This window comes from Clostridium sp. (assembly GCF_051650885.1).
Lineage (GTDB): Bacteria > Bacillota > Clostridia > Clostridiales > Clostridiaceae > Clostridium.
Map to the genome: position 1 here is coordinate 1 of NZ_JBOFRG010000013.1, position 7,113 is coordinate 7,113.

A 7,113-nucleotide genomic window follows, 5' to 3' on the forward strand; every position below is an offset into this window, starting at 1 on the left:
AAGGCTTTAGGGGTTAAAAGCAATTAACTCCGAGTCTGCACCTATCGCTAGATACAGAGGGCTTTCTGTTTTTAAATCTATATTTCTATACATATTTGTATAGTTTTATTTAAATTTGTTGTAACAGTTTAGTTACCCACTTGTATCTCTTTTCTATTTCCGTATTAATCTCTCTTAATGTTTCAGAGGAGTTATCTTTCTTGAATTTTCTTATTTTACCTTCAAGTTCAGTATTATATTTTTTAACTTTTTCTACTATTCTTTTTACTACTTTTAATTTATTTTTTAAATAGTATTTTTCAAAATCTGTTTTCGTTAAAAATAACTCTTCTATTGAATATTCTCTTCCTGAAGCCTCAATAGTTGCTTTTCCATTTTCAAAAAGATTTCTTATTATATTTCTTACTACTTCTTCCTTATCATCCTCTTTAAACTCTACTCCCACAATTTCTAATGCTTTTCCTAAGTGGTTTAAAGATTCATCTATTTTTTTATCCTTTAATTCAATTATCATGTATAAGCTCCTTAACTTTAATTTCTACATATTATTATAATTCTTCCTAAAATTCTTGTCTACTTCTTTATCTATTAAACAATATAAAGATTTATTCTATCGCACTTTACCCTTATTTTAGTTTCATTTTTGTGTAAAAGCTATTCTATTTTCCTAATTATAGGTTATAATATTTCTTGTGATATTTTAATTAAAATAAATTTCTTTTTAAAAGGATGTGTTACCCCTTGAAAATTTTAAATATTATCGAGGACAAATTAAGCTTATTTAGTGATTTTTATGATTCCATCAGGATTTTAGATTCTAAGAATCTTTCTACCTTAGAAACTACCCATTTACAACTTAATAATTTTCACTGTTTAGATAATCCCTTTTGTTCTGATTGTTTAGCCTTAAAAGCTTTAGAAACTAATAAAACATTTAGAAAACTAACATTTCATAATGAAAAAGCTTTCCTTATGACTGTTACACCTCTTAAGCTAAACAAAGAAACCTTTATTGTTGAGTTTTTTTCAAATGTTACTGAAAATTTAATTTTAGTAAATTCAACAAAAGGTGAGGCTATTCATGATTTTTATGTTAATTTAAATGATAAAATCAATATAGACCCTTTAACTAAAGCTTATAACAGAAATTTTTTATTTACTAATTCTAATAGTAAATTCTCTATAAAATCTAATGATACTGTATCTTTAATTATGCTTGATTTAGATTTTTTTAAAAATATAAATGATACCTTTGGGCATTTAGTTGGCGACTCTGTTTTAAAAGAATTCTCTTCTAGAATTATGAGTTTTTTAAAACCTAAAGATTATTTATATAGATATGGTGGAGAAGAATTTCTAGTTATTTTAGATAATGAAACTTTAGAAACTACTAAAAAGCTTACTTCTATGCTAAAGGAAAATTTAAATACAATTCCCTTTTTAATAGATGATAAGGAAATTTCTATTTCTTGTAGCATGGGTGTAGCTTTTTCAACTTACAATGACTCCACTTTAGAAAAGCTTTTAGAACAGGCTGATACGAACCTTTATATAGCAAAAAATTCTGGTAGAAATAAAATTATTTTCTAAATAAAAGGCACCTTAAAGAAAATTTCTTTAAGATGCCTTATTTTTATTTTGAGCTTCTTTTTTCAAGTACAACCTTCATTCTTTCTAAAAGAATAATAAGTCCTCCACCAATTATAAAGTAAATTGGGCTAAATGTGCTAAATGTCATAGCAGCACTTGGAACTTCTAATGAAGTTGGTCCCATTATTACTGCATAAATTGAACCTATCATAAGTCCTAAAATACAGTATGTTGTAGCTGATCTATAATTTGCAAGAAGATATTTTACTCCTCTTATAGTTACAGCGATTCCTGTTAATACTCCAACTCCAAATATCATAACTACTGGAATATATTCAAATTGCATTTTTAATACTCCTTTAATTGCTCCAAGAATTGGTGCATAAAGTCCAAATATTAAAAGTATTGTTGAACCTGATATACCTGGAAGTACCATAGCTGAGATTGCAACCATTGCAGCTACAAAAATGTAAATGCAAAGTCCTATATTAAGTCCTGACATAGAGACGTTCATTCCACCTTCACCTGATACTGGGTTAAAGTATGTTATTCCAAACACTACTAAAATACCAATTACTAAGAAGATTAAGTTTTTGTAGTGTCCTATTAAACATTCCTTTTCTTCTTTAAAGATTATTGGAATTGCAACTACTATAAATCCAATAAATAATGAACTTATTTCATATATATGATTGTTAAAAATTGAAGTTATAAAAAGAACTGAAAGAATAAACCCTGTTATCCATCCTATTCCAAGCTTAATTAAAAACTTTATAGCTTCTTTTCTTTCTTCCCTGCTTCCTGCAACTACATTATTTAAAGAATTTATAAACTTATCATAAAATCCTAAAACAAATGCAATTGTTCCCCCTGAAACTCCTGGCACACTATCCGCTAGTGCCATACAAAAGCCTCTTATAAAATTAATTATATACATACGCTATCTCCCTTTTTCATATCCTATGTTTTAAAATGTCACTTTCTATTGTATATTTTTTTTCACTTAAAATCCACATTTTATTATTATTTTTAATATTTTTGAAATTTTTAGTGTAAAAAAATAGAACTATTTAAAATATTTCTATTAAAACAGTTCATTTTTTTAATATTTTTAAATGAAAACTTTAACTACAAGTATTAAAGCTCCTGATATTAAAGCACTTAATGGTATTGTTAATACCCAAGCCCATAATATGTTTTTTGCAACTCCCCATTTTACTGATTTAACATTTTGAGAAGCTCCAACTCCCATAATAGTAGTTGTCATAACTTGAGTTGTACTTACAGGCGCATCAAAAAGAGTAGCTCCTAAGATTGATACTGCTGCCCCTATTTGAGATGCAAATCCACCAACTGGATTAAGCTTAGTCATTTTATCACCCATAGTTTTTATTATCTTCTTTCCACCTATAGATGTTCCAATTGCCATAGCAAGAGCACAACTTGCAATTACCCATACTGGTACTTCAAATGTGCTTATAACTCCTCCACTTAAAAGTGCCATTGTTATAATCCCCATTGATTTTTGAGCATCATTTGCTCCATGGTTTAATGCCATAAAGGCTGTCCCTAAAACTTCAAGTCTTAAAAATAATTTATTTGATTTTCTTACATTTGAATTTCTAAATGCCCAATTCAATGCAATCATAATTATGTATCCTAATATAAATCCAATAGCTGGTCCTAAAATTAACCATACTACTACATGGTTAAAAACATTTCCCCATTGTATCTTATCTATACTTCCATTAAATGCAATACCAGCTCCAATTAAAGAACCTATTAATGCATGTGATGAACTACTTGGAATTCCAAAATACCATGTTATCAAGTTCCATACTATACATGCTATTAATACACCAACTAAACACCATTGTGGTAAAAACTGATGATTTATAATGTCATCTCCAACAGTTTTAGCTACTGCAGTTCCCATAAATGCACCAACAAAGTTAAAAAATGCACAAAGAAGTATAGCTGTTCTTGGTCTTAACGCTCTTGTTGATATAGTAGTTGCAACTGCTGTTGCTGTATCATGAAATCCATTTATAAGGTCAAATATTAAAGCTAGTGCTACGATTAACCCTGTTATTATAAGTGCACTATGCATGTTTCATTACAACTCCTTCTACAATAGCAGCAATTTGCTCACAGTTATCTAAAGTGTTTTCAAGCATTAAGTATATGTCTTTCCACTTAACTATTTCAATGGCATCTGTTCCTTTGAAAAGTTCAGTTATAGTTTTTCTATATAGCCTGTCCCCAATATGCTCAATTTCATTAATACGTTTTATTTTTTCAACCATATCATTTTTCTTACCGATTTTCTTAAGCTCTTCCATTAAGTTTAAAAGTTCAGCTGTTATATTTATAATCATGTCACACATTTCAAGCGACGCCTCTGACACGCTTGTAACGTTATACATTATAAGTCTATTTGCTGCTGAATCTATATCATCTAATATGTTGTCCATTTTTTTTGTAATTCTAAATATATCTTCTCTATCTATTGGTGTTATAAATGCTTCATTTAACTCAATTAAGTTATCGTGAACCATTACATCACCCTTGTGTTCTAATTCTCCAATTTCTTTATTTATATCTTCCTTTTTATCAAGATTTTCAAATCCTTTTTTTAACAGAATGGCTGCTTCATGAATATTTTTAGCCTCTTCTATGAACATAACGAAGAATTTATCTTCTTTTGGATTAAAATTAAACATATAATTATTCCATCTCCTTAAATTTAAATATGTTTTGTCTCTTTACATTTCTCAGTATAAATGCAATCTATTCTTATTTGAATAGATTACTAACATAATTTATCTATTGTTTTTAATATTTACATTTTATTAATCCAATTCATTTTTTGTTTATAGAAAAAGAGTGAAATTTTTTAACAATTTCACTCTTTAGATACAATTAGTAGTATAAATTTTCTGTTGGATACTGAGCATCACATGTAATATCTATTCCAAGTTTTCTAAATGTTTGCTCATCATTATTGCTTATTATTGTAGTTGAATGTGCTTTTGATTCTCTTAACTTTTGAAGGTTTTCAAGTGCTACTTGTGCCATTGGGTTTGTAGCTGCACATATACTAAGTGCTGTTAAAACTTCTTCAACGCTAAGTGCTGGATTTTTAGACCCTAAGCTTTCTTTCTTTAATTTCATTATAGGTTCTAATACAACTGGTGATATTAAATGGATAGTATCATCAATATTTGCATAATGCTTTATTGCATTTAATACAACTGCTGAACCTGCATCCATAATATCAGTAGCTCTTCCTGTGAATATTTCACCATCATCTGTTTGAAGCGCTATTGCTTGAATTGTTTCATTGTTTATATCTTTAGCTTCTTTTATTTCTTTAGCCTTATTTCTTGCATAGTCAACAACTATTCTATCAGTTTCTTTTAATGATAACTCTTCCATTATTAAAGCTGATCTTTCAAAGGTTTCTTTATCAACATAACCTTTTTTATATTCACATGCAGTTTTAAAGTATCTTCTTATAATTTCTTGTCTTGATGCTTCTTTAACAGCTTCATCATCAACAATTCCAAATCCTACTCTGTTAACTCCCATATCTGTTGGAGATTTAAATTCAGATTCAGCTCCTCTAATTTTTTCAATTATTCTTCTTAAAACTGGAAAACTTTCAATATCTCTATTATAGTTTACAGAAACTTTATTATAGTAATCAAAATGGAATGAATCTATCATATTCACGTCTTTTAAATCAACTGTTGCTGCTTCATATGCTATATTTAATGGGTGTTTTAATGGAACATTCCATACTGGGAATGTTTCAAATTTTGAATATCCTGCTACATTTCCATGTTTGTACTCATGATAAAGTTGGCTTAAACAAGTTGCAAGCTTTCCACTTCCAGGTCCTGGTGCTGTAACTACTACTATTGGCTTAGATGTTTCTATATATGGGTTTTGTCCATATCCTTCATCACTTACAATAGTATCTACATCTGTTGGGTATCCTTTAGTTGCACTATGCTTATAAACCTTTATTCCTCTTCTCTCAAGCTTGTTTATAAATATACTTGCAGCTGGTTGACCACTATATCTTGTTATTACAACTGAGTTTACATCAAGGTCATAGCTTCTTAAATCATCTATAAGTCTTAAAACATCAACATCATAAGTTATACCAAAGTCACCTCTGATTTTATTTCTTTCAATGTCTCCTGCATATACACAAATAATTATTTCAACCTTTTCTTTTAACTTATGTAATAATTTTATTTTTGCATTTTCATCAAAACCTGGTAAAACTCTTTTAGCATGTAAATCAAAAAGTAATTTTCCTCCAAACTCTAAATAAAGCTTATCATAATTATTAACTCTTTCTAAAATGTATTTTGATTGTTCTTCTAAATACTTCTTATGGTCAAATCCAATTTTCATATTACACCTCTACAATTTTCCTTTATTTTTTAATAAATTCTATTATTGCACAATCCATTATTTTTGTAAATTCCATTATTAGAAAAATTTCATTATATTTTTCTAATAACTCTTTATTATTATTCCAAAAAAACTCCTTAAAAATGCCTTCATTAGACAATTTTCAAGGAGTTTAAATTTTTTTAATTTTGTGTATATTGAAAATATTTTTAAATTTTATTTTCCTACTGCTTCTTCAACCTTATTTTCTTCTACTTCACCTATTTTACTTAATGTTTTTTTATAGAATACTGTAAAACATACTATAGTCGTAAGAGCTGCAATCACATCAGAAAATGGTTCTGCTGAAAGCACTCCCATAAGCTTGTTTTCAAAAAAGTTTGGTAAGATTAATGCAAGAGGCACTAATAAAACCATTTTTCTTAAAAGTGCTAAAATTAAAGAAATCTTTGCTTGTCCAAGTGCTAAGAAAGTTTGTTGACACGCCATTTGTGCTCCAAATATAAATATTCCAAAGAAGAATATTTTCATAGACCAAGATGTCATTTCTAGAAGTTCTGGATTGTTGTTAAACATTTTAACAAAAACTTCTGGCATTGCCATAGTTAAAGCCCACATTAAAGTTGTATAAGCTACACTTGAAAATAATAAAAGCTTAAAGCACTTTTTAACTCTGTCTATATTTTTAGCTCCATAATTATAACTAATTATAGGTTGTGCACCTTGTGACAATCCCATAATAGGTAAAATAATTATTTGCATAATACTACTCATTATAGTCATAGCACCAACAGCTAAATTGCCACCATACTTTAAAAGTTGATTGTTCATAGTTATAATTACAAGACTTTCTGTAGCTTGCATAATAAAAGGTGCAATTCCAAGCGCTAAAACACCAAGCATAACCTTAGTTTCTGGCACTAAATATCCTTTTCTTATTTTTAAAACACTTTTCTTGCCAAAAAGAAATCTTAAAACCGATACGAAAAATACATACATTTCTATCTAAATGTAGACATTTATACTGTGATACAACTTATGCTTTAGTTTTTCTCCAAAGCTTTTCGTATTATATCTTCCTGTTTCACCGAGTCT

General features: G+C 28.3%; 6 protein-coding genes and 1 pseudogene. 1 reads left to right on the top strand and 6 read right to left on the bottom strand.

Annotated elements, in window-relative coordinates:
• Positions 1–109 precede the first annotated feature (109 nt).
• Positions 110–514 (bottom strand): hypothetical protein, encoded by a 405-nt coding sequence (locus ACRC28_RS00370; protein ID WP_438541478.1) that lies wholly within the window; start codon positions 512–514, stop codon positions 110–112.
• A 227-nt stretch (positions 515–741) separates the two neighbouring features.
• On the opposite strand from ACRC28_RS00370, the gene ACRC28_RS00375 reads away from it, so the two are divergent.
• Positions 742–1,590 (top strand): GGDEF domain-containing protein, encoded by an 849-nt coding sequence (locus ACRC28_RS00375; protein WP_438541479.1) that lies wholly within the window; start codon positions 742–744, stop codon positions 1,588–1,590.
• A 43-nt stretch (positions 1,591–1,633) separates the two neighbouring features.
• Here the strand turns inward: ACRC28_RS00375 and ACRC28_RS00380 are convergent, their stop codons facing one another.
• The 5 genes and pseudogenes from ACRC28_RS00380 to ACRC28_RS00400 form a co-directional block, all read right to left on the bottom strand.
• Positions 1,634–2,527: a DUF368 domain-containing protein gene (locus tag ACRC28_RS00380; protein ID WP_438541480.1), complete on the bottom strand. Its 894-nt coding sequence runs from the start codon at positions 2,525–2,527 to the stop codon at positions 1,634–1,636.
• 174 nt (positions 2,528–2,701) lie between these two features.
• Positions 2,702–3,700, bottom strand: coding sequence for an inorganic phosphate transporter (locus ACRC28_RS00385; protein ID WP_438541481.1), 999 nt, complete (start codon positions 3,698–3,700; stop codon positions 2,702–2,704).
• Positions 3,693–4,313: a DUF47 domain-containing protein gene (locus ACRC28_RS00390; RefSeq protein WP_438541482.1), complete on the bottom strand. Its 621-nt coding sequence runs from the start codon at positions 4,311–4,313 to the stop codon at positions 3,693–3,695. Before ACRC28_RS00390 ends, ACRC28_RS00385 begins: the two co-directional genes overlap by 8 nt.
• A 199-nt stretch (positions 4,314–4,512) precedes the next feature.
• On the bottom strand, positions 4,513–6,018 hold the full coding sequence (locus tag ACRC28_RS00395; RefSeq protein WP_438541483.1) for a DUF1846 domain-containing protein: 1,506 nt from the start codon (positions 6,016–6,018) through the stop codon (positions 4,513–4,515).
• Between the two features lie 216 nt (positions 6,019–6,234).
• A pseudogene (locus ACRC28_RS00400) lies at positions 6,235–6,996 on the bottom strand (MATE family efflux transporter); the annotation flags it as partial.
• Positions 6,997–7,113: the final 117 nt, after the last annotated feature.

Excerpts from the sequence above, each read along its gene's own strand:
- ACRC28_RS00390 (WP_438541482.1), bottom strand. The coding sequence starts at position 4,313 with ATGTTTAATTTTAATCCAAAAGAAGATAAATTCTTCGTTATGTTCATA.
- ACRC28_RS00395 (WP_438541483.1), bottom strand. The coding sequence starts at position 6,018 with ATGAAAATTGGATTTGACCATAAGAAGTATTTAGAAGAACAATCAAAA.
- ACRC28_RS00385 (WP_438541481.1), bottom strand. The coding sequence starts at position 3,700 with ATGCATAGTGCACTTATAATAACAGGGTTAATCGTAGCACTAGCTTTA.
- ACRC28_RS00380 (WP_438541480.1), bottom strand. The coding sequence starts at position 2,527 with ATGTATATAATTAATTTTATAAGAGGCTTTTGTATGGCACTAGCGGAT.
- ACRC28_RS00370 (WP_438541478.1), bottom strand. The coding sequence starts at position 514 with ATGATAATTGAATTAAAGGATAAAAAAATAGATGAATCTTTAAACCAC.